Here is a 23,899-nt window from a genome sequence, read left to right as displayed (position 1 = left end):
GGGATCAGAGCGCTTTCGTGTAGACGGCGTAGGGCACGCCATGAATGGGCGGAGCGTCATGCACCTTGCTGAAGCCCATCCTGAGATACATCGGTAAGGCGACCGTCATGATGGGGCTCGTGTGAAGCGCAATGGTCCGGCACCGGTCGCGCCGCGCCCTGGCGAGGCATTCCGACGTCAACGCATGCCCGAGTCCCTTGCCCCTGTCGACCGGGTCCACCACCAGCATACGAATGATCGGCCATGCCTGATCGAAGAATGCGGCCTTTTTGACGCCGGGCCCAAAATAGCCGACCGCGCCGGTCAGCCGGTTACCGAGCTCGGCGACGATGATCTCGCCGCCGGAACTCAATTCAGAAGTTTTTGACAGGCCGGCTCGCATCGCCGGCCAGTCGTCGAAGGCGTCGCGGAATTGCTCGAAGGCTGTCACCGCAAGCCGGTTCACCTCGTCGGCGTCGGAGCTACGGTAGTCTCGAATGCGCGCGGCCTCCGCCATCCGTTTTCTTTGGGCCTCAGACCAGGTTGCGGCGATAGAGCGCGAGCAGCCGCTCCCAATGGCGTTCGGCGGCGTCGCGGTCGTAGACCGGGCGCTTGGGGAAGGCGAAGCCATGATGGGTGCCGGGATAGATCTCGACCTCGTTGTTCGAGCCCTTCATGCCCGTCTTCACCTGCTCGATGATCTCCGCCGGCGCGTAGATGTCGGTCTCGGCGCAGGCGAAATAGAGCTCGGCCTTGGTCTTCTGCGCCGCGAGATGCGGGCTGTCGGGCTGGTCGGTCGCCAGATGCGTGCCGTAGACCGAGGCGGCGGCCTTGACGCGATCGCTGAAATGCGTCGCCGCGTTCACCGCATAGCGGCCGCTCATGCAGTAGCCGACGGTGCCGATGATCCTGGTGTTGGCGGCCTTCTGCGTCCCGGCGTAGGCGAGCAGGCCCTTGGTATCTTCCATGACCAGCGGAATGTTGAGCGAGTGCATCAGCTCGAACATGCGCTTTCGCTCGGGCGATTCCGGATCGGGATTGATCGGGCCGAGCTCCATCGCGCCGGCGCGGTAATACATGTTGGGCAGCATCACATAGTAGCCTGACGTGCCGAGCCGGCGCGCCATGTCGCGCAGCTCCTCGCGGATCGCAGGCGCATCCATATAGAAGATGACGACAGGGAAGGGGCCGCCGCGCTCGGGATGGGCGATGAAGGTGGTGGTCTTGCCGTCCTTGGTCGGGATCTCGACGGTTTGCTCGATCATGGCGCTTCTGCTCGCGTTATGTGTGCGATTTCTGTTGTGAGTTCATACGATTGCAAGGAAACCGGAGCATGACAAGGCAAGCGCCCGTAAGGTCTGCCATTCGCGGCGGACTTGAACCGGATGGCGGGGATCGCCATTGTCTTCTGGCGATTCAGTGAACGCGGAGAGTTTTGCCAGATGACCCAGACCAGCAACCGGTTTTTCGATGAGATCGGCCGTCTGATGAACGACGCCGCGGGCGCAGCCCAAGGCGTCAAGCGCGAGGTCGACACGGTCATGCGCAACCAGGCCGAACGGATCCTGCGCGACCTCGATGTGGTCAAGCGCGAGGAATTCGACGCGGTCAAGGACATGGCCCGCCTGGCGCGCGAGGAGAACGAGGCGCTGAAGGCGAGGATCGCCGCGCTGGAAGCCAAGCTGGGCGGTTCAGCCGGTTGACGGACTCGCGTAGCCCGGATGGAGTGAAGCGCAATCCGGGGGGCTGGCCCCGTTGAGGCGGTAGCCCCGGATTTCGCTTCGCTCTATCCGGGCTACGATCCTCCCTCGGTAACCCAAGAAAAATCCCTTCATTTCCTTGTCATTTCGGCCCTTTGGGGCTAAAAGCCCGCCACGTCCGCGGCCCCCGCACCCCTGGAGGCTTGCTGTGGACCTGAGCATGGGCCGCGCTGCGGCCTTTAACTTTTTAAATACAAGGACTTAACGCTATGGCGACCGTCAAGGAATTGAAGGCGACCGCGCGTCCGAAGAGCGGCAAGGGGGCCGCCCGGGCAGAGCGTCGCGCCGGGAGAGTTCCCGGAGTGATCTACGGAGACAATCAGCCCCCCGTCACCATCTCGGTCGACGATCGTGAACTGCGCCAGCGCATCCTGGCGGGCCGGTTCCTGACCACGATCTATGACATCGACCTCGAGGGCAAGAAGCACCGCGTGATTCCGCGCGACTTCCACCTCGACCCGGTGAAGGACTTCCCGCTCCATGTCGACTTCATGCGGCTCGGCGAAGGCGCGACCATCCGCGTCAGCGTGCCGCTGCACGTCGTGAACGCGGAAACCGCCCCCGGCATCAAGCGCGGCGGCACCGTGAACATCGTCACCCACGCGCTCGACCTTGAGTGCGCGGTCGACAACATTCCGCAATACATCGAAGTCGACGTCGGCAGCCTCGAGATCAGCTACTCGCTGCATCTCTCCGAGGTCACGCTGCCCAAGGGCGTGAAGTCGCTGACCCGCGAGGACGCGACGCTGGTCACCATCGTGCCGCCGTCCGGCTACGCCGAAGAGCAGAAGGCCGCAGCTGCGGCGGCTGCTGGTGGCGCGGCTCCGGCCGCGGGTGCTGCAGCTCCGGCCGCTGCGGCGGCTCCGGCTGCGGGTGCTGCGGCTCCGGCCGCGGGTGCCAAGGCTCCCGCCGGCGGTGGCGACAAGAAGAAGTAATCGATCATGTCGGCGCGCGATCGTGTGATGGCGCGCCGACGCGGGATGCCGCGCCATGCGCCTTTTTGTCGGTCTCGGTAATCCTGGCGCGAAATACGCCAGCAACCGGCACAATATCGGTTTTCTGGCGGTCGACGAGATTGCACGGCGTCATGGTTTCGCACCATGGCGCCGTCGCTTTCAGGGCGAGACCTCCGAAGGCGTGGTCGATCGTGAGAAGGTCGTGCTGCTGAAGCCGACCACCTATATGAACGAGTCCGGGCGCGCGGTGCAGGAAGCGGCGAACTTCTTCAAGCTTGCCTCCGCCGACATCACCGTGTTCCAGGACGAGCTCGAACTGCCGCCCGCCAAGGTGCGGGTCAAGATCGGCGGCGGCATCGCCGGCCATAACGGGCTGCGCTCGATCTCCGCGCATATCGGCAACGAATATCGCCGGGTGCGGCTCGGGATCGGTCATCCCGGCGTCAAGGAGCTCGTGCACAGCCACGTGCTGTCGGACTTCGCCAAGAGCGACCGGGCGTGGGTGGAGGCCTTGTGCCAGGCCGTCGCCGACAATGCCGGCCTGCTGGCTGCGGGGCATGACGCCTCGTTCGCCAACAAGGTGCATCTGACGATGCAGGCCAAGGGATTTTTCGACACCAAGGACGAGGAGCCGTAGACCCTCGTCGTCGCCGGGCGCCTGTCCCCGACCTGATCGGGGATGACCCGGCGATCCACTCTTTCCAGTGGGATGGATACGCGGGTCAAGCCCGCGTATGACGACCCCACTCAGTTTCAGCCGCGCAACGTGAGCGCGAGAGATCGGGACGAACATGGGATTCAAATGCGGGATCGTCGGGCTGCCTAACGTCGGCAAGTCGACGCTGTTCAATGCGCTGACCGAGACGGCGGCCGCCCAGGCGGCGAACTATCCGTTCTGCACTATCGAGCCGAATGTCGGCGAAGTGGCGGTGCCCGATCCGCGGCTTGAGAAGCTGTCGGCAATCGCGAAGTCCGCGCAGATCATCCCGACCCGGCTGACCTTCGTCGATATCGCAGGTCTGGTGCGCGGCGCGTCGCAGGGCGAAGGCCTCGGCAACCAGTTCCTCGCCAACATCCGCGAGGTCGATGCGATCGCCCATGTGGTGCGCTGCTTCGAGGACTCCGACATCACCCATGTCGAGGGCAAGATCGCGCCGCTCGCCGACATCGAGACCATCGAGACCGAGCTGATGCTGTCCGACCTCGACAGCCTGGAGAAGCGCGTCGACAACCTCTCGAAGAAGGCCAAGGGCAACGACAAGGAAGCCAAGGAGCAGCTCGAGCTCGTCAACCGTGCGCTGGTGCTGCTGCGCGACGGCAAGCCGGCGCGTGCGCTCGAGCGCAAGCCGGAGGAGGAACGTGCGTTCCGCATGCTCGGGCTCCTGACCTCGAAGCCCGTGCTCTATGTCTGCAATGTCGAGGAAGGCTCGGCCAAGGACGGCAACAATTTCTCCAAGGCGGTGTTCGAGCGCGCGAAGGAAGAGGGCGCGGTCGCGGTCGTGATCTCGGCCAAGATCGAATCCGAGATCGCAACGCTGTCGCGCGAGGAGCGTGTCGACTTCCTGGAGACGCTGGGCCTTGAAGAGGCCGGGCTCGACCGGCTGATCCGCGCCGGCTACCAGCTGCTCGACCTCATCACCTATTTCACGGTCGGCCCGAAGGAAGCGCGCGCCTGGACCATCGATCGCGGCACCAAGGCGCCCGCCGCCGCCGGCGTGATCCACACCGATTTCGAGAAGGGCTTCATCCGCGCCGAGACCATCGCGTATGAGGATTACATCGCCGGCAACGGCGAAGCCGGCGCACGCGATGCCGGCAAGCTGCGGCTCGAAGGCAAGGACTACGTCGTCGCCGACGGCGACGTCATGCATTTCAGGTTCAATACCTGATCGCGGTCTAGCGTCGGTTTCTCCATTCGTCGTCCCGGGCAAGCGAAGCGCGACCCGGGACCCATAACCACAGGGCACCGTTGTTGCGCGATGCTGTGGCCCCAGCTCGCTTCATCCCCACGTCCTGTGGTTATGGGTCCCTGCCTTCGCAGGGACGACACCGAGTGTGCGGCGGGCAAAGCCAAAGAGCGCTCACCGGTCCGCGCGGCCGATCACATCCATCAGCTCGGCGATCTTGCGCCGCTGGTCGGCCTTGTCGCCGGACGAGATCGCATGCTCGACGCAATGGGCGACATGATCGCGCAGGACCTCTTCCTCGACGCGGCGCAGCGCCGCGCGCGCGGCAGCGATCTGCGTCACCACGTCGATGCAATAGCGGTCTTCCTCGACCATGGCGGCCAACCCGCGGATCTGACCCTCGATCCGTTTGAGCCGTTTTAAACAGGATGTCTTGACCTCGTCTCTCATAGGTCTCATATACCCCCCCAGGGTATATAAATCAAGAGGCCGGAATAGCGGCCGGGAAGAGTCTCGTGGCACACGCAGAGCACGATCATTCGCACGCGGATCATCACCATCATCGCGCGGCCGCGCATTCCTGCTGCGGCGGCAAGCACGATCACCACATGACGCCGGCCGAGGCGACGTTCGCGATCGATCCGGTCTGCGGCATGAAGGTCAACCCGGCGACCGCCAAGCATCGTTTCAGCTACAAGGGCGAGGAGTACCTGTTCTGCAGCGGGCGTTGCCGCGAGCGTTTCGAGGCCGAGCCGGACAAGTACCTCAAGCCGCGCGAGGCGGAGCCGCCGATGCCGGCCGGCACGATCTACACCTGCCCGATGCATCCCGAGGTGCGCCAGGTCGGTCCCGGGAGCTGCCCGATCTGCGGTATGGCGCTCGAGCCGGAGCAGATCTCGCTCGACGATGGGCCGGATCCCGAATTGATCGACATGACGAGGCGGTTCTGGATCGCGCTGGCGCTGACGCTGCCTGTGTTCGTGCTCGAGATGGGCAGCCATCTCGGGCTAATGCATCTGGTGCCGCAGACCTGGTCGAACTGGATTTCGTTCGTGCTGGCGACGCCGGTCGTGCTGTGGGCCGGCGCGCCGTTCTTCGTGCGCGGCTGGCAGTCGGTGGTCACGCGTAACCTCAACATGTTCACGCTGATCGCCATGGGCGTCGGCGTCGCCTATCTCTACAGCGTGGTCGCGACGCTGGCGCCGCAGCTGTTCCCACCGGCGTTCCGCGACATGCATGGTGCGGTCGCGGTCTATTTCGAGGCGGCGGCCGTGATCACGGTGCTGGTGCTGCTCGGCCAGGTGCTGGAATTGCGCGCCCGCGCGCAGACCTCGGGCGCGATCCGCGCGTTGCTTGGTCTCGCGCCCAAGACCGCGCGGCGCATTACCGATCATGGCGACGAGGACATTGACATCGACGCGATCAAGGTCGGCGACCGCCTGCGCGTGCGCCCGGGCGAGAAGGTGCCGGTCGACGGCGTCGTCATCGAGGGCAGCGCGGTCATCGACGAATCCATGGTCACGGGTGAATCGATGCCGGTCACGAAGGCGGAAGGCGAGAGGGTGATCGGCGGCACCGTCAACCAGAGCGGTGGCCTCGTGATGCGTGCCGAGAAGGTCGGCCGCGACACCATGCTGTCGCGGATCGTCGACATGGTGGCGAAGGCGCAGCGCTCGCGCGCGCCGATTCAGCGGCTCGCCGACCGTGTCGCCGGCTGGTTCGTGCCGGCGGTGATCGCAGCTGCCGTGCTCGCCTTCATCGCCTGGACGGTATTCGGCCCCGAGCCGCGCCTGACCTTCGCGCTGGTCGCCGCGGTGACGGTGCTGATCATCGCCTGTCCCTGCGCGCTGGGGCTGGCAACGCCGATGTCGATCATGGTTGGTGTCGGCCGCGGCGCGCATTCCGGCATCCTGATCCGCGACGCGCAGGCGCTGGAGCGGATGGAAGCGATCGACACGCTTGTCATCGACAAGACCGGCACGCTCACCGAGGGCAAGCCGAAGGTCGTGCGCATCATCGCCGCCGAAGGGTTCGACGAGAATGACGTGCTCCGTCTTGCCGCCAGTGTCGAGCAGGGCAGCGAGCATCCACTGGCGCGGGCCATCATCGCTTCTGCCGGGGAACGCAAGCTGGCATCGGCGACCGTCAGCAATTTTTCCTCGCCCTCCGGCAAGGGCGCGACCGGTACGGTCGAGGGCAGGCAGGTTGCGCTCGGCAATGCGGTGCTGATGGGTGAGTTGAAGATCATAACGTCAACGCTGGACCAGGCTGCCGAGGCCGCGCGGCGCGATGGCGCGACGGCGATCTATGTCGCGGTCGATGGGCGCGTCGCCGGCGTGATCGCGATCGCCGATCCGGTCAAGCCGTCGGCGGCGAATGCGCTGCAGGCGCTGCGTGCCGAAGGCCTGCGCATCGTGATGCTGACCGGCGACAATGAGACCACCGCGCGCGCGGTGGCGAAAACGCTCGGCATCGACGAGGTCGAGGCCGGCGTGCTGCCGGAGCGCAAGAGCGAGGTCGTGCAGCGGCTGCGCGGCGAGGGCCGCACCGTCGCGATGGCGGGCGATGGCGTCAACGATGCGCCGGCGCTCGCCGCGGCCGATGTCGGCATCGCGATGGGCGGCGGCACCGATGTCGCGATCGAGAGCGCCGGCATCACGCTGCTCACCGGCGACCTGATGGGCCTGGTCCGGGCGCGGCGATTGTCGGTCGCAACCATGCGCAACATCCGCCAGAACCTGGCGTTCGCCTTCGTCTACAACGCCGCCGGCGTGCCGATCGCGGCCGGCGTGTTGTATCCGCTGTTCGGCATCCTGCTGTCGCCGATGGTCGGCGCCGCCGCGATGGCGCTGTCCTCGGTCAGCGTGATCGGCAACGCGCTGCGGCTGTCGAGGGTGCAGCTGGACTAGGCGTCTCTTACCTCGCCCCGCCTGCGGGGAGAGGTCGGATCGCATCGTAAGATGCGATCCGGGTGAGGGGGACTCTCAGCGAATCCATCTCCCTCCGATATTGCGGAAGCGGCCCCTCACCCCAACCCTCTCCCCGCAAGAGCGCGGCGAGGGAGCAGAGTGTGGCCGCGGCCTTCACGCCGGCAGCAGAAGCTGTGCGCGCCGCTCCATCTCGGCATCGAGCCAGGTTGCGAGATCCTCGCTGACTTCGACCATCGGCAGCCGCACCTCGGGGCTGTCGATTAGCCCCTGCCGCCACAACCAGTGCTTGGCCGGCGCGGGGCTTGGTTCCGCGAACAGCAGCCGGGTCAGGCCGACGACGCTCTGCCAGGCCGCCAGCGCCGCGTCGCGCTTACCCTGCCGCAGCAGCGTGCGGATCGAAGCGAAGGTGTTGGTTTCCAGGTGCGCGGACAGCAGGATCGCGCCGTCGGCGCCGTCCGAGAGCGCATCGAATGTCTGCGCGTCCTCACCGGTCAGCACGCGGAAGCCGGCGGGCCGGCGGTTGAGGAAGTCGATCGACTGCGCGCGGTCGGCACAGCAATCCTTCATGCCGACGATGTTGGGATGTTCCGCGAGCGTCAGCAGCGTCTCGTTCGTCAGGTTCACCGCTGTGCGATACGGAATGTTGTAGAGCACGACCGGCCACGACGCGTGATCGGCCAGCGCGTTGAAGTGCTGCACGAGCCCGCGTTGCGAGGGCCTGATGTAATAGGGGCTCGCGATCAGGTAGCCGTTGATCGGCCAGTCGGCCGTATCATCCAGCGCATCCTTCATCCTGGCCGTAGAGGCGCCGGAGAGCCCGAGGCAGACCGGCAAATGGCGGGAGTTGGCACTGAGCTCGTCGAGCACGACGCTGACCAGGCCCTCCAGCTCATCGGTGCTGAGCGCCATGCCTTCACCGGAGGTTGCACCGAGGATGAAGCCGTCGACGGGGCCGTCGGCATAGTGCCGCACGAGGCGGCGCAGCGAGGTGACGTCGAGTTCGCCGTCGCGGAACGGCGTGATCAGGGGCAGCCAGAGGCCCTGCAATTGCTGGTGTAGTTCGGTCATGTTCCATCTCCTCAGGGGGCAAAGCCGGAGAGGGGACCAACAAAAAAACCCCGTCCAGGCGGCGGGGTTTCGGGATCGGTTGAATGCGAAGGTGATCTTATCGCGCGCGATCTCGTGTCCCCGGGAGGGGAGCTTTTTTCGACGACAGAACGGCGCACGAAGTCGTGATCATTGGACAATGATGCTGCGCTGCGAGGTTGTTGTCAATCCGCTGACCGTGACGTGCGGCACGTTCGAGCATGACATCAAGGCGAAAGACGTAGAGGTGAAAGACATGCAGGTGAAAGACTTGCAGGTGAAAGACTTGGAGATGAAAAAAAGCCGGGCTCGCGTGAGCCCGGCTTAAGGTATTGGCCACGTGAGGCCGACACAATCACCTTCCAAGAGGGATTACTGAACTTCCGCGCCACTGGAGGAGGGGGACATATGCGCGACGCGACCGCTCAGCGTGTAAGCACTATGATCCCCATCGACGCCCTGCAGCAACTATCCAGGTCGCATGTCAGTCATGCGGAGATTCAGGGGCCTCTTGGGGCAGCGCGGAAGGCCTATAAACCAGCCCTATAAGGGCGGCTTAATCAGGACGGCCAGCGCTGCGCCTTGCTGACCACGAAATCGCGGAACACCTGCACCCGGGCCACTGTCTTCAGCTCTTCCGGATAGACGAAGTAGGTGTCGAGCGCGATCGAGTCGGACTCGCCGAACAGCTGTACGAGGTTGTTCTGTTCGACCAGATAGTCCGGCAACGCTGCGATGCCGAGGCCCTGCTGGCAGGCGCGCACCAGGCCAAGGATGTTGTTGACCTTGAAGTAGGGTTCGCGCGGACCGGAGCCGTTGCGGCCGGCATCGATCAGCCAGCTGCGGTTCTGCAGATGCGGCGGCACCTGCGAGTCGCCGAGCATGATGATGCGGTGCGAGTCGAGATCATCCAGCGTCCGCGGCGTGCCGAAGCGCTTGATGTATTCCGGCGAGCAATAGGCATGGAAGCCGATCGAGAACAGCTTGCGCTGGATCAGGTCCGGCTGGGTCGGCTTGCGGGTGCGGATCGCAACGTCGGCCTCGCGCATCGACAGGTCGAGATCCTCGTCGGTGACGATCAGCGAGATCCGGATGTCCGGATAGAGCGCGACGAACTCGTCGAGCCGCGGGATCAGCCAGTTGATGCCGAGCGCCGGCGGCGTCGTGATCTTGAGGTCGCCGCTCGGCCGCTCGCGGCTGTCGGTGAGCTTTGCGCGCGCCGCCTGCAGCTGCATGAACACGTCATGCGCGGTGCGGAACAGCAGGTCGCCCTGCTCGGTGAGGATCAGGCCGCGGGCATGGCGGTGAAACAGCGAGACCGAGAGCTCCTGCTCCAGTGCGCTGACCTGGCGGGAGACCGCCGATTGCGACAGGCCGAGCTGCTCGCCGGCATGCGTGAAGCTGCCAGCCTCCGCCGCCGCGTGAAAGACCTTCAGCTTGTCCCAATCCATATCTGTAAACCCGTCGCGAGATCGTGCCATGATTATTCCGCCGCTGCGCGATCGCTCGCGCGAAGAGCAATGAAGCGTTCCGCCTCGAGCGCCGCCATGCAGCCGAGGCCGGCGGCGGTGACCGCCTGCCGAAAGGTTTCATCCGCCACGTCGCCGGCGGCGAACAGGCCGGGCACCGAAGTCGCCGTGGAGTTCGGCGCCACCTCGACATAGCCCGACGGTTTCAGCTTGATCTGGCCTTTGACGAGCTCCGTCGCTGGCGCATGGCCGATCGCGACGAAGACGCCGTCGGTCTTGAGGTCGGTCAGTGCGCCGGTCTTGACGTTCTTCAGCCGCACATGGGTGACCTTGTTCGGGTTCTCCGATCCGCAGATCTCGTCGATCGCGGAGTCCCACACCACCTTGATCTTGGGATGCTTGAACAGCCGCTCCTGCAGGATGCGCTCGGCGCGGAAATGATCGCGGCGATGTACGATGGTGACCTGCGAGGCATGATTGGTCAGGTACAGCGCTTCCTCGACCGCGGTGTTGCCGCCGCCGACCACCACGACGTCCTTGCCGCGGTAGAAGAAGCCGTCGCAGGTCGCGCAGGCCGACACGCCGCCGCCCTGAAACTTCTCTTCCGAGGGCAGCCCGAGCCAGCGCGCCTGGGCGCCGGTGGCGAGGATGACCGTCTCGGCGAGATAGACGTCGCCGGAATCGCAAGTCAGACGAAACGGGCGGTGGCCGAGCTCCAGCTTGTTGACGAGATCGGTGACGATCTTGGTGCCGACGTGGGCCGCCTGCTTCTCCATCTGCTCCATCAGCCAAGGGCCCTGGATCACATCGGCGAAGCCGGGGTAGTTCTCGACGTCGGTGGTGATGGTGAGCTGCCCGCCCGGCTGAATGCCCTGGATCAGGATCGGTTCGAGCATCGCGCGCGCCGCGTAGATCGCTGCGGTGTAACCGGCGGGGCCGGACCCGATGATGACGACCTTGGCATGGGTAGGCGCGGGCATTGTGAGATCCCTCTGTTTTGGGGATTTTGATCAAGGACTTGTGCGGGAAGCGCCCCGGAAACGCGTCACGGCGGCGCCAAAAGTGTCAAATCCAAGTCTAGGATATCTGGGAAGCTATGCAAGATTTGCAATCCATGGCAGCGATTTTTCCCCGGAACTGAAGTCACATTCGCGAAATCGTGCGCTGCACGCGCAATAAAATTGCGCAATGCCGGCTGCCTGCGCTATGAGAGTTGCCGGCAGACCTGCCAAACCTTCCGAACCCTGAGGGAACCCAAGTCGCGTGTCGAAGAACCTTGACGAGATCGACCTCAAAATCCTCGCCGAGATCCAGGCCGATGGCCGAATCACCAATGTGGAACTCGCCAAACGCGTCGGGATCTCGCCGCCGCCCTGCCTGCGCAGGGTCCGGGTGCTGGAGGAGGAGGGCTACATCCAGGGCTACCGCGGCCTGCTCGATCCGCGCCGCCTCGGCTACGACGTCACTGTGTTCGCTTCTGTGCATCTGTCGAGCCAGGCCGACGCCGACCTCCGCGCGTTCGAGAATTTCGTGCGCGCCGAGCCGTTGGTGCGGGAATGCTGGATGCTGTCGGGCGAAGTCGATTTCATCCTCAAATGCGTCGCTCCCGACATGGCGACCTTCCAGGATTTCGTCACCCACCTGACGGCCGCGCCGCATGTGCGCAACGTCAGGACGTCGCTGGTGCTGCACAATTCGAAATACGAAGCGGCGGTGCCGTTGGGGCTGAAGGCGGCGGGGTAGCGCGCCGTGGCGCGTCATTTCGGGCGATGCGCTGGCATCCGATGTTTGAGCTGGGGTGAAGAGGCTCCTCGTCAACTTCGGGCAGTCATCGCCGAACCGTCTGCCTCGAATAGTTCAACTGCCCCGGATGGTGAGGTCGCGACGTCGAACTCGAGCGGCCCGCAAGTAATCATGCAATAGTCGTAAACCGAGCGCTGATCGTTCCCCATCAAGAACTGATAGTGGATCTGCATGAAGTCGAATCGATGACGTCTGAAGCGGATCGGACTTATCATCGAGTGTATTTGGACGCGCCGAATCTTGGGGTGCACTCCTGAGTAGTCCCGGCTGGTACGTTTCAGCGTGACGGGGTCGAAGCGATAGAAGCTGATCGCGTCATCTCGTGCCTGGTATTCGACCCAGTCGATGGCAGACGTTCCGGCCACAAGTTGTGCCGCTTCCCGAATTTGGCCGCCCATCGGATGCAATGCGAATTTGGGAATAGTGGCGCCCACTGTGAGAACGCACAGCTTCGGTCCGCGCGTTTCAAGCAGGGGATCCAATTTTAGCGCGCGCGCGACCGCCGCTATTGTGAGTGCGGCGCCAAGAGAATGGCCAACAACGAGAATTTCATCAACTTTTGCAGCCTGAGCTGTCTTTGCGATCAGCTCCGCAAAGTCGTCGAGTCGCGCATCAAGTTCGCTTCTGCGCCCGTAAAGGAACTCGTGGGAGAAAATGGCATCATCGAGAATGTGGTTTATGCGACCCTTCGGTCCGATCCAGAGTACAGCGCTGACGAAGATGGCAAGCGACAAAAAACTGCCAAGCAGCAGTTCCACCCAAAGTGTAGCGTGTAAGGGCCCGATCACCAGATACGATAGCCCAGCGCTGCACAATGCGATCAGCAGCAAACAACAATATGGAAAGACGAAAAAGAGGGCGTACTTCCAACTCGCCATCGCATATCTGAACAGTGTTCCCGTTATCATGAAGTCGAACAGCGCTTTCGCGGACTGTACAAGACGAGGCACGAGCCCGACTTTCGAATCGCACCGAATGAGATCATCCCAGCGCAGCATCTCGAAGGTAATGCTGGTTTTCCAGTTTGGACCCCACGCCTCCACGTTGCATGAAGCATCGATTGCAGATGTGTTCGAGGTTTCCGACAGCCGTGAAGAAGCGCCCCAAATCCTATCGAAGCTCGATAGCGAGCGGCGCAGGCGTTCGACCTGCTGTTCCGGAGTGACGGGATCGTAACCGCCAACGTGGAAGACGTGCCGTCGTCGAATCATCTAGCAACTCGAAATCTGCATGGACTGGTTGCCACTCATTCTGGGAAATCGAATAGACACTGTACTAGGGAACTCGGACCACGTTGATCCCGAATCCTTGGTGGACCTGACATGGATGAGGCCGATATACCTTATTAAATTACCACTCTGCCGTGATGGTCGCACTCATTGAGATTGGCTTTGATCAACAAAATGCGGAGGACAGGTCCAGGGCTCTGGGCTGCGCCTTGGGGCCCGGTGTCCGTGTTATTCTTGTTCGCACTTCAGTCCGGAGGGCGCTGGTGACGACGTTTAGAAAATTCTCAATCACTATAGCGATGTGTATCTTTGCGACCGTGTGCGCCGCCTTTACAAAGCCGATTCATATCGTCGCGGTCGGCGCAAGCAACACGCAAGGTTGGTACGTTGGGAAGCAAGGCGCTTACCCAGCTAAGTTGGAAGTCCTGTTGAGAGAGAAGGGCGTCAATGCGAACGTCGTCAACGCCGGCGTTCCCTTCGATACCACGGCCGGCATGCTCAAGCGCATTGATAGCGACGTGCCAAAGGGAACCGACATCGTGATCTTGCAGCCTGGAGGCAATGATAGGCGTTTCTTTGTGACGAAGGAGCAGCGGGCGGCCAACATCGCGGCGATGGAGCGGCGGTTGCGTGACCGCGCCATCAAAAGCATCGTGTACGACGAAGAGATTCCTCCGCGCTATTACGCTTTTGACTTCATTCACCTCACGGCTGACGGTCATGCTTTCATAGCGTCGCAGTTACTCCCGCGAGTGTTGGCGATGATAGACCAGAGAGCCATCGTGACTTCGCCGCGTGCGAGATAGAAAAAGCCTTGCTATGGCAACCGGTCGGCGCTCGCAATCCTGTCGATCGCAGACTATGGCCGGACACGGGGAAGAATGTCTCGTCAATGTCTTTCTCAGCGGGTGCTATTTGAGACAGTTCCAGCAAGAGTACGGCCAATGCGATTACACCCGCCCACGCGTTGTGCTATCCTCTCACAAGAGCGCCCAGCCACGCAGCCACCTTGGATTCTGCCGGTCGCACTGCCAATTTATCAGTGGAAACGATCCGCACGCCTTGTATCATTGATTCATGCTGATCTGTGGATCAGTCTAGTCTCTAACGCTCGCTAAGGTTGGCGCTCTTTCAATGTTCGGCAAAGATGACGCGCCAGCGAAACTAGCGTTTGGCCCACGATGACACCTGACATTGCCAAGTTCGTATTTGTCATGATGGCGGTCGGTTGGTACCTCATCCGCTACCGATACGCACGTCGTGCTCGCCGTGAAAAGGTCTTGAGGAGCGCGCGAGGTCCTCGCGAAAACACCCTGCTGCTAATATCGCTCACGGGTCTCGGTGTTGTGCCATTCATCTACATTGTAACGACCCTGCCTCATTTCGCATCGTACGTGTTCCGGCCGGTTCAAGCCTGGCTGGGCGTTTTCGTGGCGGTTGCGGCGCTGGTCATGTTCCGGCTAACCCATCGGGCCCTGGGTCGGAATTGGTCGTTAAGTCTCGACGTGCGGGAAAATCACCGCCTGATCACGGATGGAATCTATCAAAAAATCCGGCACCCCATGTATTCCGCATTCTGGCTTTGGGCTGTCGCTCAAGCATTGCTCTTGCCGAATTTGGTAGCCGGTTTCGCTGGACTGATCGGATTTGGAACGTTGTTTTTCGGCCGGGTTGCCAGAGAAGAACAGATGATGCTGGAAACGTTCGGCGACGAGTATCGCGAATATATGGCGCGGACCGGACGCATTATACCGGGGCCGTTCTGAGCCGGCTGTACGAGATCGGTCTCGCCGTCCATATCCAACACCACGCAAAGCAATCGCTCCGTGTCGTTTTTGTCACATCCGGCAAAGAAACGATGGCAGGAGCACCAGCTTAGATACAGCGTTAATTGCGTCGCAGCCATTAGAGGGTAAGCTGTTCGTGCTCAGCTACCCATATCGGAGATCACTATGTTGAAGTTTCTGGTTGTTGGAGTTGCGACTTTCGGGTTCATGGCCGCTGCCAGCGCCGCCGACCTTCCTCATCCGCAGCCGGTCGCTGAAACTGCTCCGATTGGCAAGATGCCAATCGGCAAGTATCCGGTTGGCAAGTACCCGGTCGGCAAGTACCCGGTTGGAAAGGCGCCTGCTCCGATCGTAACGAAGGGTTAGCTCAAGGATCGCCTAGAGCGCGCCCCCTTCAGTTTTCGCTGAAGGCGCTGCTTGGGGCTGACGTCTTGCCCTGGTGAGGGTTTGAAGGTGCCTGAAGTGAATCGGAAACGGAGCGGCCTGAGGCTGCTTGCCGGAGTTGGTGTTATTGTGGCTTCCGTGACTCTGGAAGCCGGCATCAGTCATGCGCAGCAATTGGCTGCGCAGACCGATCAAGCCCCGCTGCAACAGGATAAGCCGCTTAAGCCGTCGTCAAGGTCGGTTATGGCAGCGGCCGCTGCTGGACCGAGCGCTTCCGCTTCTGGAGCAGACGTGAAACCGGTTCGAAGGTCCATGGCCAAAGGGCCGTATTACGTGGACTTTCGTGCCCGCACAGCAGCTTCTTATGGGCATGCGTTTGTCTGGTACGGCAAGTCAAGCCAGAAGCAGGTCGAAGTTGCGGGGTTGCACCCGGCAGGCGACGTCCTGCCTTACGTGCTTGGCCATCTTACGTGGGTACCTTCCGAGACGGGCGCCAGCTACGGCGATCTTGACGAGCAGTACTTAACGGCCAGCTATCGCGTGTACTTGAGCGAGGCCGACGCGAAGAAGGTCTTTGCATATATCAAGGAGCTTCAGGCGAGTTCACCTGTTTGGAACGCGGAAACGACCAATTGTACGGCTTTTATTGGTCGTATTGCCAACTTCATGGGTTTGAAAGCTCCGTTCCATTTGCTGAAGCCTGAGGAATACGTAAATCAGTTGAGAGACATGAACGGCGGGCGCCAAACGGTGCAACTCGCTTCGGATCGTTAGTTTTCCCACCAAGGACCACCTAGCGGCTGCACTTGGGCAAAGCCGCTATCGGGAACGCTTCCGAGATTTCTTCAGATGAAGGGGCAGATGGTTGCATTGGCATCCAATGCGAACAGGTACGGAATACAAGTTCGAGCCCACCAAAACGTATTTAAACTGGGCTGATGCTGGACTTTCTCGCAAAGCAGCCAGAAACTGCGAGCAGCAACTGACCTTCAGTATGTAGCGGGCTTCAGATGCCTTTTTTGGACCGCTAGGAAGATCGTCCACCGGACCCGCGCCTCTTCCATCTTTGCAACGCTCTTCGGGTTTGTCCCATCGCGCTCGGACAGCGTCCCCATGCTCTCCGACTATCCTCCCGGTTGAACGGGACGGGCTCAGCGTTGTTACTTCTTGCCCATCGCCGCGTCGACGCTGATCGGGCCGGGGCCCGAGGTCGCGAGGTAGAGGCAGGCGAAGCAGAACAGGATCGCTGCGGTGCCGTTGTTGAGCAGCGGCAGCAACACCGGCTCGGCCGGGTTCTTCAGCATGTGGCCGAGGAAATAGGCGAACGCCATCTCGCCCGACAGGATGAACGCGGCCAGCCGCGAGAACAGGCCGAGCATCAGGAGCGCGCCGAGCACCAGTTCAAGCCAGCCTGCAGCCTGGATCAACGGCGGGATATTGGCGAAGTAGGCGAGCACAGGAAACTTGAAGATCTTGGCGACGCCGTACTGAAACAGCAGCAGTCCGGTGATGAACCGGAACAGGCTCAGCGCCGTCGGCTGCCATTTGGAAAACATCTGGTCCATTGTCATTTACCCCCTGTTTGACACGCTGGAACATTGCACGATGCAGAAACACACGGTGTCCGCCACCCGAGTGTGATGTCAACACCTTGCACCTGGAATCATTCCTCGCTCCACGGAAGTTGCGAGAGAACGTACCAGTGACACGGTGACACGCCGCGATCCGTGTTGCGACGCAATCATCGGCTCCGCCCCAGTCCCCGACATGATTATACTGCATAAACATGTCACGGCCTCACTAGTATGCCGCCTACCCGCTCTCCACTCACATTGCTGTCAGACGGGGGGAAACGCGGGCACAAAAAAAGCCGCGTGCAACACGCGGCCTTTTTGCACCAGTCACGTCAAGGTAACTACCGCCACTCGACCTTGGTGATCTCGTAGGCCTTGGCGCCGCCCGGTGCCATCACTTCGACGGTGGCGCCTTTCTTCTTGCCGATCAGCGCGCGCGCAAGCGGCGAGGTGATGGAGATGCGGCCCTTCTTGGCATCGGCTTCGACCTCGCCGACGAGCTGCCACACCGCCTTCTTCTCGGTGTCCTCGTCGATCAGCGTGACGGTGGCGCCGAACTTGATGGTGTCGCCGGACAGTTTCGAGATGTCGATGATGTCGGCGCGCGCGAGCTTGTCTTCGAGCTCGGCAATGCGGCCTTCGTTGTGCGACTGCTCTTCCTTGGCGGCGTGATACTCGGCGTTCTCAGAGAGGTCGCCGTGCGAGCGCGCTTCCGCAATGTGTTCGATGATGCGCGGACGATCCACCGATTGGCGATGCTTCAACTCGTTCGTCAGCGCGGCGTATCCGCCCGCGGTCATCGGAACCTTATCCATCATCTTCGTCCTTCATCGTGCGCGCCCGGCGGCCGTGCACGAATATCCAGTTCAGCTAACGCAGGAATCAGGACGCGAACGCGCCCGGAAGCCCAGTGATTTTCGGCCCCGCTAAGGGCCGTGACAACATCCAATCGCGCGGTGAGTTCCAGCCATTCGGCTAATTGACCGCTTCGGGCCGTCAGCCCGGGCAGCGGTCAGCTTTCGGAAAAGTAACTCTGAAGCGTGCGGACCTCAAGGTCCCCGTCCCGATAGGCCCGGATCCCCCGCGCGGCCGCCACCGCGCCTGAAAGAGTGGTGTAATATGGCACTTTATGCAAGAGGGCAGCCCGCCGCAGCGAGCGGCTGTCCGCCAGGGCCTGCGGACCTTCGGTGGTATTGAAGACCAGCTGGACGTCGCCATTGGTGATGGCGTCGACGATGTGTGGACGCCCTTCGAGCACCTTGTTCACCTTTTCCGTCGGCACGCCGTGATCGCTGAGATAGCGTTGCGTGCCCGAGGTTGCCATCACCTTGAAGCCGAGCGAGTGCAACAGCCGCACCGCATCCGCAATGCGCATCTTGTCGTCGCCACGCACCGAGACGAACACCGTGCCCTGCCGCGGCACACGCGTGCCGCCGCCGAGCTGGCTCTTCGCGAATGCCACCTCGAACGAGCGGTCGATGCCCATCACTTCGCCGGTCGAACGCATCTCCGGTCCGAGCACGGTGTCGACGCCGGGGAAGCGCGCGAACGGGAACACCGATTCCTTCACGCCGACATGGTCGAGCTTCTTCTTCTTCAGCTTGAAGTCGGCGAGCTTCTCGCCGGCCATGATCCGCGCCGCGATCTTGGCGACCGGCATGCCGATCACCTTGGCGACGAACGGCACGGTGCGGGACGCGCGCGGGTTGACCTCAAGCACGTAGATCTCGCCGTCCTTGATGGCGTATTGCACGTTCATCAGGCCGACCACGTCGAGGCCGAGCGCGAGCTCGCGGGTCTGCCGCTCCAGCTCCTCGATGGTGTTCGCATCGAGCGAATGCGGCGGCAGCGAGCAGGCGGAGTCGCCGGAATGGATGCCGGCTTCCTCGATGTGCTCCATGATGCCGACGATGAAGGTGTCCTTGCCGTCGCAGAGGCAGTCGACGTCGACTTCGGTCGCATCGGACAGATAGCGGTCGAACAGCAGCGGGTTCTTGCCGAGCACGGTGTTGATCTGCCCGGTCTTGTCGTTCGGGTAGCGTGCCTTGACGTCGGCGGGAACCAGCTCGGGCAGGGTGCCGAGCAGGTAATCGTTGAGCTGGGTCTCCTCGCGGATGATCTGCATCGCGCGGCCGCCGAGCACGTAGGACGGGCGCACCACCAGCGGCAGATCGAGATCGGCGGCCACCAGGCGTGCCTGCTCGACCGAATAGGCGATGCCGTTCTTCGGCTGCTTGAGGCGCAGCTTGTCGAGCACGCGCTTGAAGCGGTCGCGGTCCTCGGCGAGGTCGATCGCATCCGGCGAGGTGCCGAGGATCGGCACTTCGGCGGCTTCGAGCGCGCGGGCGAGCTTCAGCGGGGTCTGGCCGCCGAACTGCACGATCACGCCGTGCAGTGTGCCGTTCTTGCGCTCGGTCGCGACGATCTCCAGCACGTCTTCGGCGGTGAGCGGCTCGAAATACAGCCGGTTCGCAGTGTCGTAGTCGGTCGACACCGTTTCCGGATTGCAGTTGACCATGATGGTCTCGTAGCCGGCGTCCTCGAGCGCGAAGCAGGCGTGGCAGCAGCAATAGTCGAACTCGATGCCCTGGCCGATGCGGTTCGGCCCGCCGCCGAGAATGATCACCTTCTTGCGGTCGGACGGCGCGCTCTCGTCGGCAAGCTCGCCCGCGAACGGCCGCTCATAGGTCGAATACATGTAGGCGGTGGGCGAAGCGAACTCGGCCGCGCAGGTGTCGATGCGCTTGAACACCGGGCGCACCCCGAGCGCGTGGCGCTTGGCGGTGACGTCGGCTTCGGTGGTTTCCGTGAGCACGGCGAGCCGCGCATCGGAGAAGCCCATTGCTTTCAGGGTTCGCATTGCGAACGCGTTCGGCGGCAGGCCGTTGCGGCGGACCTTGTCCTCCATCTCGACGATGGCGCGCATCTCCGCCAGGAACCAGGGGTCGATCTTGCAGGAGTTGAAGATCTCCTCGTCGGTCCAGCCGAGCCGCATCGCTTGCGCGACCTGCAGGATGCGGTTCGGCGTCGGGGTGCCGAGCGCGGCGCGGATCGCGTTCTTGTCGTCGCCGCGGCCGAGCCCGTCGATCTCGATTTCGTCGAGGCCGGTCAGGCCGGTCTCGAGCCCGCGCAGGGCCTTCTGCAGGCTCTCCTGGAAGGTGCGGCCGATCGCCATCACCTCGCCGACCGACTTCATCGACGTGGTCAGCGTCGAGGATGCGCCGGGGAATTTCTCGAACGCAAAGCGCGGAATTTTCGTGACGACGTAGTCGATCGTCGGCTCGAACGAGGCGGGGGTGGCGCCGCCGGTGATGTCGTTGGCGATTTCGTCGAGCGTGTAGCCGACCGCGAGCTTGGCTGCGACCTTTGCGATCGGGAAGCCGGTGGCTTTGGAAGCCAGCGCCGACGAGCGCGACACGCGCGGATTCATCTCGATCACGACCATGCGGCCGTCGACGGGGTTGATGCCGAACTGGACGTTGGAGCCGCCGGTCTCGACCCCGATCTCGCGCAGCACCGCCAGCGAGGCGTCGCGCATGACCTGGTATTCCTTGTCGGTCAACGTCAGGGCGGGCGCGATGGTGATGGAATCGCCGGTATGCACGCCCATCGGATCGAGGTTCTCGATCGAGCAGATGATGATGCAATTGTCCTTTTTATCGCGCACCACCTCCATCTCGTACTCTTTCCAGCCGAGCACGCTTTCCTCGATCAGCACCTCGTTGGTCGGCGAGGCGTCGAGCCCGCGCTCAATGATGTCGAGGAATTCTTCCTTGTTGTAGGCAATGCCGCCGCCGGTGCCGCCCATGGTGAAGGAGGGCCGGATGATCGCGGGCAAGCCGATTTCCGACAGCGCCATCAAGGCCTCGCCGAACGCGTGCTCCTGATAGCGTTTGCGGCGTTCGTTCTCGCCAAGCGTCCACTGCCGCTCGAGTTCTTCCAGCGCCTCGCCGGACAGCTTCTCCCGCTCGGCAAGGTATTTGTCGCGGTAGGACTTCTTCAGCGCCGAGGCGTTGGCGAGCCGCGATTTTGGCGTCTCCAGCCCGATCTTGGTCATGGCCTCGCGGAACAGCTGGCGGTCCTCGGCCTTGTCGATGGCGTCAGCGGTGGCGCCGATCATCTCGACGTCGAACTTGTCGAGCGTGCCCTGCCGGCGCAACGAGAGTGCGCAGTTCAGCGCGGTCTGGCCGCCCATGGTCGGCAACAGCGCGAAGCCGCCCGGGATGACGTTGCGCTCCTTCTCGATGATCTTGCCGACGATCTCGGGGGTGATCGGTTCGATATAGGTCGCGTCCGCCAGTTCCGGATCGGTCATGATGGTGGCCGGATTGGAATTGACGAGGACGACGCGGTAACCCTCTTCCTTCAGAGCCTTCACCGCCTGCGTGCCGGAATAGTCGAATTCGCAGGCTTGGCCGATCACGATGGGACCGGCGCCGATGATCAGGATGGTGGAGATGTCGGTTCTTTTGGGCATCAGCTCTCGCGGACTGGAATTTGGGCACAAAAAAAGGGCGCGCGTCCCGCGCGTCCCTCGAGCCATGCGCCACATCTTGTAGCGCCGGAAGCGCGATCCCTCGCGCGCGGGTGGTCTTTAGACCAGTTTCCGCACCTGCGAAACCCCCAAAAATGCCCAATCAACTGCGATTCTGGGGGAAATTCCGTATTCGACCCATACCCGGCTGGGGTGCTCAGGACGCGGGGGGCCAACTGCCCAGTCCGTCTACGCTTTCGCTACGCTCAAGCTACGCCGGACACGCTTTGCCCCGCCGGTCCTGCGTGGCTGCGCCACGCGTAGCCCGTCAGGGCGAAGCGTGGAGGCCCGGCCTGGAGTTGAACCAGGATAAACAGTGTTGCACCACTGCCGCGTCGACGCTTCCGCCACCGGGCCGAGTGGATCATTGCTGATTATTTCAGCGGCCGCTACGTTTACTTTTGGTTAACCCTAATATGTTGTTCAACCTCTGATCAGTGGTGGGCCACGAACGTCATCCGCCACGGATTGTGCCCGATGTTGCGCGGCGCGCGCGTGGCGTCAAAGCCCGCGGCGCCGAGCTTCGCGATCATCTCGTCCTCGCGGTAGCGCTGCAGCCCGATCCTGGTGCGCAGCTGCCGGTAATCGGACAGTGCGGTCGAGGCGAGCCCGACCAGGGCATCGCGCAGGAAGCCATGGGTCGCCGCGAAGCGCAGCAGCGCGATGACGTCCCTGGCCATGCCGACTTCGGGCCGCAGGATATCGCCGAGCACGAAACGGCCCGAGGGTTTCAGCAGGCGGTGGATCACGTCGAACGCGGAGTCGAGCTCCTGCGGCGTCATGTATTGCGCCACCGAGTTCATCACCACGAGGTCGATCGAATCCGCCGCCATGTTCTTCAGCTCATCGAGCGAGCGGACGCGGATCCTGGTGTCGTATGCGAAGCGCGCGACCAGGCGGCCGCGCACGCCGGGCGCCGGCTCCGCCAGATAGAGCTGGGCGCAGGCATTGGCGACCTTGGCCGCCGACAGCGCCTCACCGCAGGCATAGTCCAGCACCACGGCGTCGGGCGAGGTGATGTAGCCGATGATGTCGTTGGCGATGACCTGGAAATGCAGGTCGCGGTGCAGTCGGCTGGCATAGATCGTATGCGTGGAATCGTAATAGTCGATCCATTCATCCATCGCGTTTGGTATCCGGCAGAACGGGTTCCTGACTTCCAGGAACAGGTGGGCTGATGATGCGTTAGCGGTCCGGCGGCCAATGTTCAATGCGCCGAAATACGGGGGTTCCTAACAGGAAGGTCCAACGTGAGCAAAGCCAAGAGTGACGCTAAGACTGACAAGATCTCGCCCGATCTCGACACGCCGAACGATCTCCCGCAAGCCGCGGTGGATACGATCTCGGCCTCGCTCAACACGCTTCTGGCGGACGCCTTCGCGCTCTACCTGAAGACCAAGAATTTTCACTGGCACGTCAGCGGCCGGCATTTCCATGATTACCATTTGTTGCTGGACGAGCAGTCGGACGCGATCTTCGCGACCACCGACCAGCTCGCCGAGCGGGTACGCAAGCTCGGCGGTGCGACGCTGAGATCGATCGGCGATATCGCCAAGCATCAGACCATCAAGGACAATGACGAGAACTTTGTCCCGCCGCGCGAAATGCTGCGCGAGTTGATGGAAGACAACAAGCACATGGCGGCAGCGATGCGCAAGGCGCACAAGCTCGCCGACGACCATGAGGATTCCGGCACCGCCGGCCTGCTCGAAACCTTCATCGACGAGACCGAGCGCCGCACCTGGTTCCTGTTCGAGGCAAGCCGCCAGGAAGGGAGCAACGCAGCCTGAGTTTCACCCTCTCCCCTTGTGGGAGAGGGTGGCGCAATCGAGCGGAGCGAGATGAAGCCGGGTGAGGGGTCTCTATCCGCGGATGCAGACCCCTCATCCGTCGCGGATTTCATCCGCGCCACCTTCTCCCACTTGGGGAGAAGGGAAGGGAGCAGCGCTCGCTGGAAGCATCACCGCCTCCACAGCCGCACCAGCGGCCCGTTCCTGCCCATCACCGGATCGGTCGTGGGGATCGCCACCAGCGGGATCGTCTTCAGCGCCCGGGCGTGGTTCTCCGGCGTCGGCCGTTGCAGGTCCATCGGCGGGCCCGGCGGATAGGCGCCGACCACGCTGAAGTCGCTGCTCGCCGACAGGCATTGATGCCCGGTGCCGGCCGGCAGGATCGCGACGTCGCCGGCCGCAATCTCGAGCGCGCGCCCGTGCTCGCCGCCGAACCGCACGCGCGCGCTGCCACGGGCGACGCCCAGTACCTCGTGCACGGTGGCGTGGTAATGCGCGAAGTCGTAGACGCCATTCCGCCACATCGCGCCCCAGCCATTGTCGCTGAACAGCTGCTCGATCGTGGCCTCGGGATTTTTGCCAACGTTGACCGCGGCCTTGTAGACCAGGAACGGCATCGGATTGTTCGGCACCAGGCCGTCGTCTTGAAAGACGAAGGTCTGGGGTTCGGCATCCTTACTCACCACCGGCATGGCGGCTCTCCAGCGTTGC

The 23,899-nt window shown here is 62.8% G+C and carries 24 protein-coding genes and 1 tRNA gene; 12 read left to right on the top strand and 13 right to left on the bottom strand.

Features of this window, described 5'->3' with window-relative positions; translation table 11 throughout:
* Positions 1-4 precede the first annotated feature (4 nt).
* Both JQ573_RS16825 and JQ573_RS16820 read right to left on the bottom strand, forming a co-directional pair.
* Entirely contained in the window at positions 5-496 is a 492-nt protein-coding gene (locus JQ573_RS16825; RefSeq protein ID WP_212313399.1) for a GNAT family N-acetyltransferase, read from the bottom strand.
* 16 nt (positions 497-512) lie between these two features.
* Positions 513-1,244 (bottom strand): dienelactone hydrolase family protein, encoded by a 732-nt coding sequence (locus JQ573_RS16820; RefSeq protein WP_212313397.1) that lies wholly within the window; start codon positions 1,242-1,244, stop codon positions 513-515.
* A 177-nt stretch (positions 1,245-1,421) separates the two neighbouring features.
* On the opposite strand from JQ573_RS16820, the gene JQ573_RS16815 reads away from it, so the two are divergent.
* The 4 genes from JQ573_RS16815 (at position 1,422) to ychF (ending at position 4,584) form a co-directional block, all read left to right on the top strand.
* A complete protein-coding gene (locus JQ573_RS16815) occupies positions 1,422-1,682 on the top strand; it encodes an accessory factor UbiK family protein (RefSeq protein ID WP_038388183.1) in 261 nt (86 codons plus the stop codon).
* A 266-nt stretch (positions 1,683-1,948) separates the two neighbouring features.
* On the top strand, positions 1,949-2,674 hold the full coding sequence (locus JQ573_RS16810; protein WP_176529303.1) for a 50S ribosomal protein L25/general stress protein Ctc: 726 nt from the start codon (positions 1,949-1,951) through the stop codon (positions 2,672-2,674).
* A 55-nt stretch (positions 2,675-2,729) separates the two neighbouring features.
* Positions 2,730-3,332 carry an aminoacyl-tRNA hydrolase gene (gene pth, locus JQ573_RS16805; RefSeq protein ID WP_212313395.1) on the top strand — a complete coding sequence of 201 codons (603 nt, stop codon included), beginning with the start codon at positions 2,730-2,732 and terminating at the stop codon, positions 3,330-3,332.
* Positions 3,333-3,486: 154 nt separating this feature from the next.
* On the top strand, positions 3,487-4,584 hold the full coding sequence (gene ychF / locus JQ573_RS16800) for a redox-regulated ATPase YchF (protein WP_212313393.1): 1,098 nt from the start codon (positions 3,487-3,489) through the stop codon (positions 4,582-4,584).
* A 192-nt stretch (positions 4,585-4,776) separates the two neighbouring features.
* On the opposite strand, the gene JQ573_RS16795 is transcribed toward ychF, so the two are convergent.
* A complete protein-coding gene (locus JQ573_RS16795; RefSeq protein ID WP_092124125.1) occupies positions 4,777-5,052 on the bottom strand; it encodes a metal-sensitive transcriptional regulator in 276 nt (91 codons plus the stop codon).
* Positions 5,053-5,117: 65 nt separating this feature from the next.
* On the opposite strand from JQ573_RS16795, the gene JQ573_RS16790 reads away from it, so the two are divergent.
* The gene (locus JQ573_RS16790) at positions 5,118-7,511 is read left to right on the top strand and encodes a heavy metal translocating P-type ATPase (RefSeq protein ID WP_212313386.1); all 2,394 of its coding nucleotides are present in this window, start codon (positions 5,118-5,120) and stop codon (positions 7,509-7,511) included.
* A gap of 174 nt (positions 7,512-7,685) precedes the next feature.
* On the opposite strand, the gene JQ573_RS16785 is transcribed toward JQ573_RS16790, so the two are convergent.
* A complete protein-coding gene (locus tag JQ573_RS16785) occupies positions 7,686-8,600 on the bottom strand; it encodes a 4-hydroxy-tetrahydrodipicolinate synthase (protein WP_212313384.1) in 915 nt (304 codons plus the stop codon).
* 178 nt (positions 8,601-8,778) lie between these two features.
* On the opposite strand from JQ573_RS16785, the gene JQ573_RS16780 reads away from it, so the two are divergent.
* The gene (locus JQ573_RS16780; RefSeq protein ID WP_212313382.1) at positions 8,779-8,946 is read left to right on the top strand and encodes a hypothetical protein; all 168 of its coding nucleotides are present in this window, start codon (positions 8,779-8,781) and stop codon (positions 8,944-8,946) included.
* A 232-nt stretch (positions 8,947-9,178) separates the two neighbouring features.
* Here the strand turns inward: JQ573_RS16780 and JQ573_RS16775 are convergent, their stop codons facing one another.
* Complete coding sequence (locus JQ573_RS16775) at positions 9,179-10,099, bottom strand: LysR family transcriptional regulator (RefSeq protein ID WP_029081982.1); 921 nt, start codon at positions 10,097-10,099, stop codon at positions 9,179-9,181.
* A gap of 2 nt (positions 10,100-10,101) precedes the next feature.
* Complete coding sequence (gene trxB, locus JQ573_RS16770) at positions 10,102-11,067, bottom strand: thioredoxin-disulfide reductase (protein ID WP_212313380.1); 966 nt, start codon at positions 11,065-11,067, stop codon at positions 10,102-10,104.
* 283 nt (positions 11,068-11,350) lie between these two features.
* Here trxB and JQ573_RS16765 point away from each other — a divergent pair, with 283 nt between their 5' ends.
* Positions 11,351-11,830 carry an Lrp/AsnC family transcriptional regulator gene (locus JQ573_RS16765; protein ID WP_212313378.1) on the top strand — a complete coding sequence of 160 codons (480 nt, stop codon included), beginning with the start codon at positions 11,351-11,353 and terminating at the stop codon, positions 11,828-11,830.
* Between the two features lie 71 nt (positions 11,831-11,901).
* Here JQ573_RS16765 and JQ573_RS16760 read toward each other — a convergent pair whose 3' ends face one another.
* Positions 11,902-13,101, bottom strand: coding sequence for an alpha/beta hydrolase (locus JQ573_RS16760; protein ID WP_212313376.1), 1,200 nt, complete (start codon positions 13,099-13,101; stop codon positions 11,902-11,904).
* Between the two features lie 281 nt (positions 13,102-13,382).
* On the opposite strand from JQ573_RS16760, the gene JQ573_RS16755 reads away from it, so the two are divergent.
* The 4 genes from JQ573_RS16755 to JQ573_RS16740 all read left to right on the top strand — a co-directional run bounded on the left by JQ573_RS16755 (position 13,383) and on the right by JQ573_RS16740 (position 16,064).
* Positions 13,383-13,925, top strand: coding sequence for a GDSL-type esterase/lipase family protein (locus JQ573_RS16755; RefSeq protein ID WP_312011497.1), 543 nt, complete (start codon positions 13,383-13,385; stop codon positions 13,923-13,925).
* A 375-nt stretch (positions 13,926-14,300) separates the two neighbouring features.
* Positions 14,301-14,885: a protein-S-isoprenylcysteine O-methyltransferase gene (locus JQ573_RS16750; protein ID WP_212313374.1), complete on the top strand. Its 585-nt coding sequence runs from the start codon at positions 14,301-14,303 to the stop codon at positions 14,883-14,885.
* Between the two features lie 186 nt (positions 14,886-15,071).
* Positions 15,072-15,272 (top strand): hypothetical protein, encoded by a 201-nt coding sequence (locus tag JQ573_RS16745; protein WP_212313372.1) that lies wholly within the window; start codon positions 15,072-15,074, stop codon positions 15,270-15,272.
* A gap of 81 nt (positions 15,273-15,353) precedes the next feature.
* Complete coding sequence (locus JQ573_RS16740; RefSeq protein WP_249131892.1) at positions 15,354-16,064, top strand: hypothetical protein; 711 nt, start codon at positions 15,354-15,356, stop codon at positions 16,062-16,064.
* Positions 16,065-16,450: 386 nt separating this feature from the next.
* Here JQ573_RS16740 and JQ573_RS16735 read toward each other — a convergent pair whose 3' ends face one another.
* The 5 genes from JQ573_RS16735 to JQ573_RS16715 all read right to left on the bottom strand — a co-directional run bounded on the left by JQ573_RS16735 (position 16,451) and on the right by JQ573_RS16715 (position 22,522).
* Positions 16,451-16,855: a DoxX family protein gene (locus JQ573_RS16735; protein WP_212313370.1), complete on the bottom strand. Its 405-nt coding sequence runs from the start codon at positions 16,853-16,855 to the stop codon at positions 16,451-16,453.
* Positions 16,856-17,205: 350 nt separating this feature from the next.
* Positions 17,206-17,679, bottom strand: coding sequence for a transcription elongation factor GreA (gene greA / locus JQ573_RS16730; RefSeq protein ID WP_092124135.1), 474 nt, complete (start codon positions 17,677-17,679; stop codon positions 17,206-17,208).
* A 197-nt stretch (positions 17,680-17,876) separates the two neighbouring features.
* Positions 17,877-21,341 carry a carbamoyl-phosphate synthase large subunit gene (carB, locus tag JQ573_RS16725; RefSeq protein ID WP_212313368.1) on the bottom strand — a complete coding sequence of 1,155 codons (3,465 nt, stop codon included), beginning with the start codon at positions 21,339-21,341 and terminating at the stop codon, positions 17,877-17,879.
* A gap of 338 nt (positions 21,342-21,679) precedes the next feature.
* Positions 21,680-21,755 (bottom strand) — tRNA-OTHER (locus JQ573_RS16720).
* A gap of 77 nt (positions 21,756-21,832) precedes the next feature.
* Positions 21,833-22,522, bottom strand: a complete 690-nt coding sequence (locus tag JQ573_RS16715; protein ID WP_212313361.1) for a class I SAM-dependent methyltransferase — start codon at positions 22,520-22,522, stop codon at positions 21,833-21,835.
* Between the two features lie 126 nt (positions 22,523-22,648).
* Here JQ573_RS16715 and JQ573_RS16710 point away from each other — a divergent pair, with 126 nt between their 5' ends.
* Positions 22,649-23,188: a Dps family protein gene (locus JQ573_RS16710; protein ID WP_212313359.1), complete on the top strand. Its 540-nt coding sequence runs from the start codon at positions 22,649-22,651 to the stop codon at positions 23,186-23,188.
* Between the two features lie 170 nt (positions 23,189-23,358).
* On the opposite strand, the gene JQ573_RS16705 is transcribed toward JQ573_RS16710, so the two are convergent.
* Complete coding sequence (locus JQ573_RS16705; RefSeq protein WP_212313357.1) at positions 23,359-23,880, bottom strand: hypothetical protein; 522 nt, start codon at positions 23,878-23,880, stop codon at positions 23,359-23,361.
* Positions 23,881-23,899 lie beyond the last annotated feature (19 nt).

The organism is Bradyrhizobium sp. AUGA SZCCT0105 (assembly GCF_018129565.1).
Classification (GTDB): domain Bacteria; phylum Pseudomonadota; class Alphaproteobacteria; order Rhizobiales; family Xanthobacteraceae; genus Bradyrhizobium.
Note: the sequence above shows the minus strand (reverse complement) of the source record. Positions and strands in the feature narration are given on the sequence as shown.

Bases quoted from the DNA above. Each gene is read 5' to 3' on its own strand.
- greA (WP_092124135.1), bottom strand. From the start codon at position 17,679: ATGGATAAGGTTCCGATGACCGCGGGCGGATACGCCGCGCTGACGAAC.
- pth (WP_212313395.1), top strand. From the start codon at position 2,730: ATGCGCCTTTTTGTCGGTCTCGGTAATCCTGGCGCGAAATACGCCAGC.
- JQ573_RS16705 (WP_212313357.1), bottom strand. From the start codon at position 23,880: ATGCCGGTGGTGAGTAAGGATGCCGAACCCCAGACCTTCGTCTTTCAA.
- JQ573_RS16780 (WP_212313382.1), top strand. From the start codon at position 8,779: ATGATGCTGCGCTGCGAGGTTGTTGTCAATCCGCTGACCGTGACGTGC.
- JQ573_RS16785 (WP_212313384.1), bottom strand. From the start codon at position 8,600: ATGACCGAACTACACCAGCAATTGCAGGGCCTCTGGCTGCCCCTGATC.
- JQ573_RS16735 (WP_212313370.1), bottom strand. From the start codon at position 16,855: ATGGACCAGATGTTTTCCAAATGGCAGCCGACGGCGCTGAGCCTGTTC.
- JQ573_RS16815 (WP_038388183.1), top strand. From the start codon at position 1,422: ATGACCCAGACCAGCAACCGGTTTTTCGATGAGATCGGCCGTCTGATG.
- JQ573_RS16795 (WP_092124125.1), bottom strand. From the start codon at position 5,052: ATGAGAGACGAGGTCAAGACATCCTGTTTAAAACGGCTCAAACGGATC.
- JQ573_RS16820 (WP_212313397.1), bottom strand. From the start codon at position 1,244: ATGATCGAGCAAACCGTCGAGATCCCGACCAAGGACGGCAAGACCACC.
- JQ573_RS16825 (WP_212313399.1), bottom strand. From the start codon at position 496: ATGGCGGAGGCCGCGCGCATTCGAGACTACCGTAGCTCCGACGCCGAC.
- JQ573_RS16745 (WP_212313372.1), top strand. From the start codon at position 15,072: ATGTTGAAGTTTCTGGTTGTTGGAGTTGCGACTTTCGGGTTCATGGCC.
- trxB (WP_212313380.1), bottom strand. From the start codon at position 11,067: ATGCCCGCGCCTACCCATGCCAAGGTCGTCATCATCGGGTCCGGCCCC.
- carB (WP_212313368.1), bottom strand. From the start codon at position 21,341: ATGCCCAAAAGAACCGACATCTCCACCATCCTGATCATCGGCGCCGGT.
- JQ573_RS16775 (WP_029081982.1), bottom strand. From the start codon at position 10,099: ATGGCACGATCTCGCGACGGGTTTACAGATATGGATTGGGACAAGCTG.
- JQ573_RS16715 (WP_212313361.1), bottom strand. From the start codon at position 22,522: ATGGATGAATGGATCGACTATTACGATTCCACGCATACGATCTATGCC.
- JQ573_RS16810 (WP_176529303.1), top strand. From the start codon at position 1,949: ATGGCGACCGTCAAGGAATTGAAGGCGACCGCGCGTCCGAAGAGCGGC.
- ychF (WP_212313393.1), top strand. From the start codon at position 3,487: ATGGGATTCAAATGCGGGATCGTCGGGCTGCCTAACGTCGGCAAGTCG.
- JQ573_RS16750 (WP_212313374.1), top strand. From the start codon at position 14,301: ATGACACCTGACATTGCCAAGTTCGTATTTGTCATGATGGCGGTCGGT.
- JQ573_RS16760 (WP_212313376.1), bottom strand. From the start codon at position 13,101: ATGATTCGACGACGGCACGTCTTCCACGTTGGCGGTTACGATCCCGTC.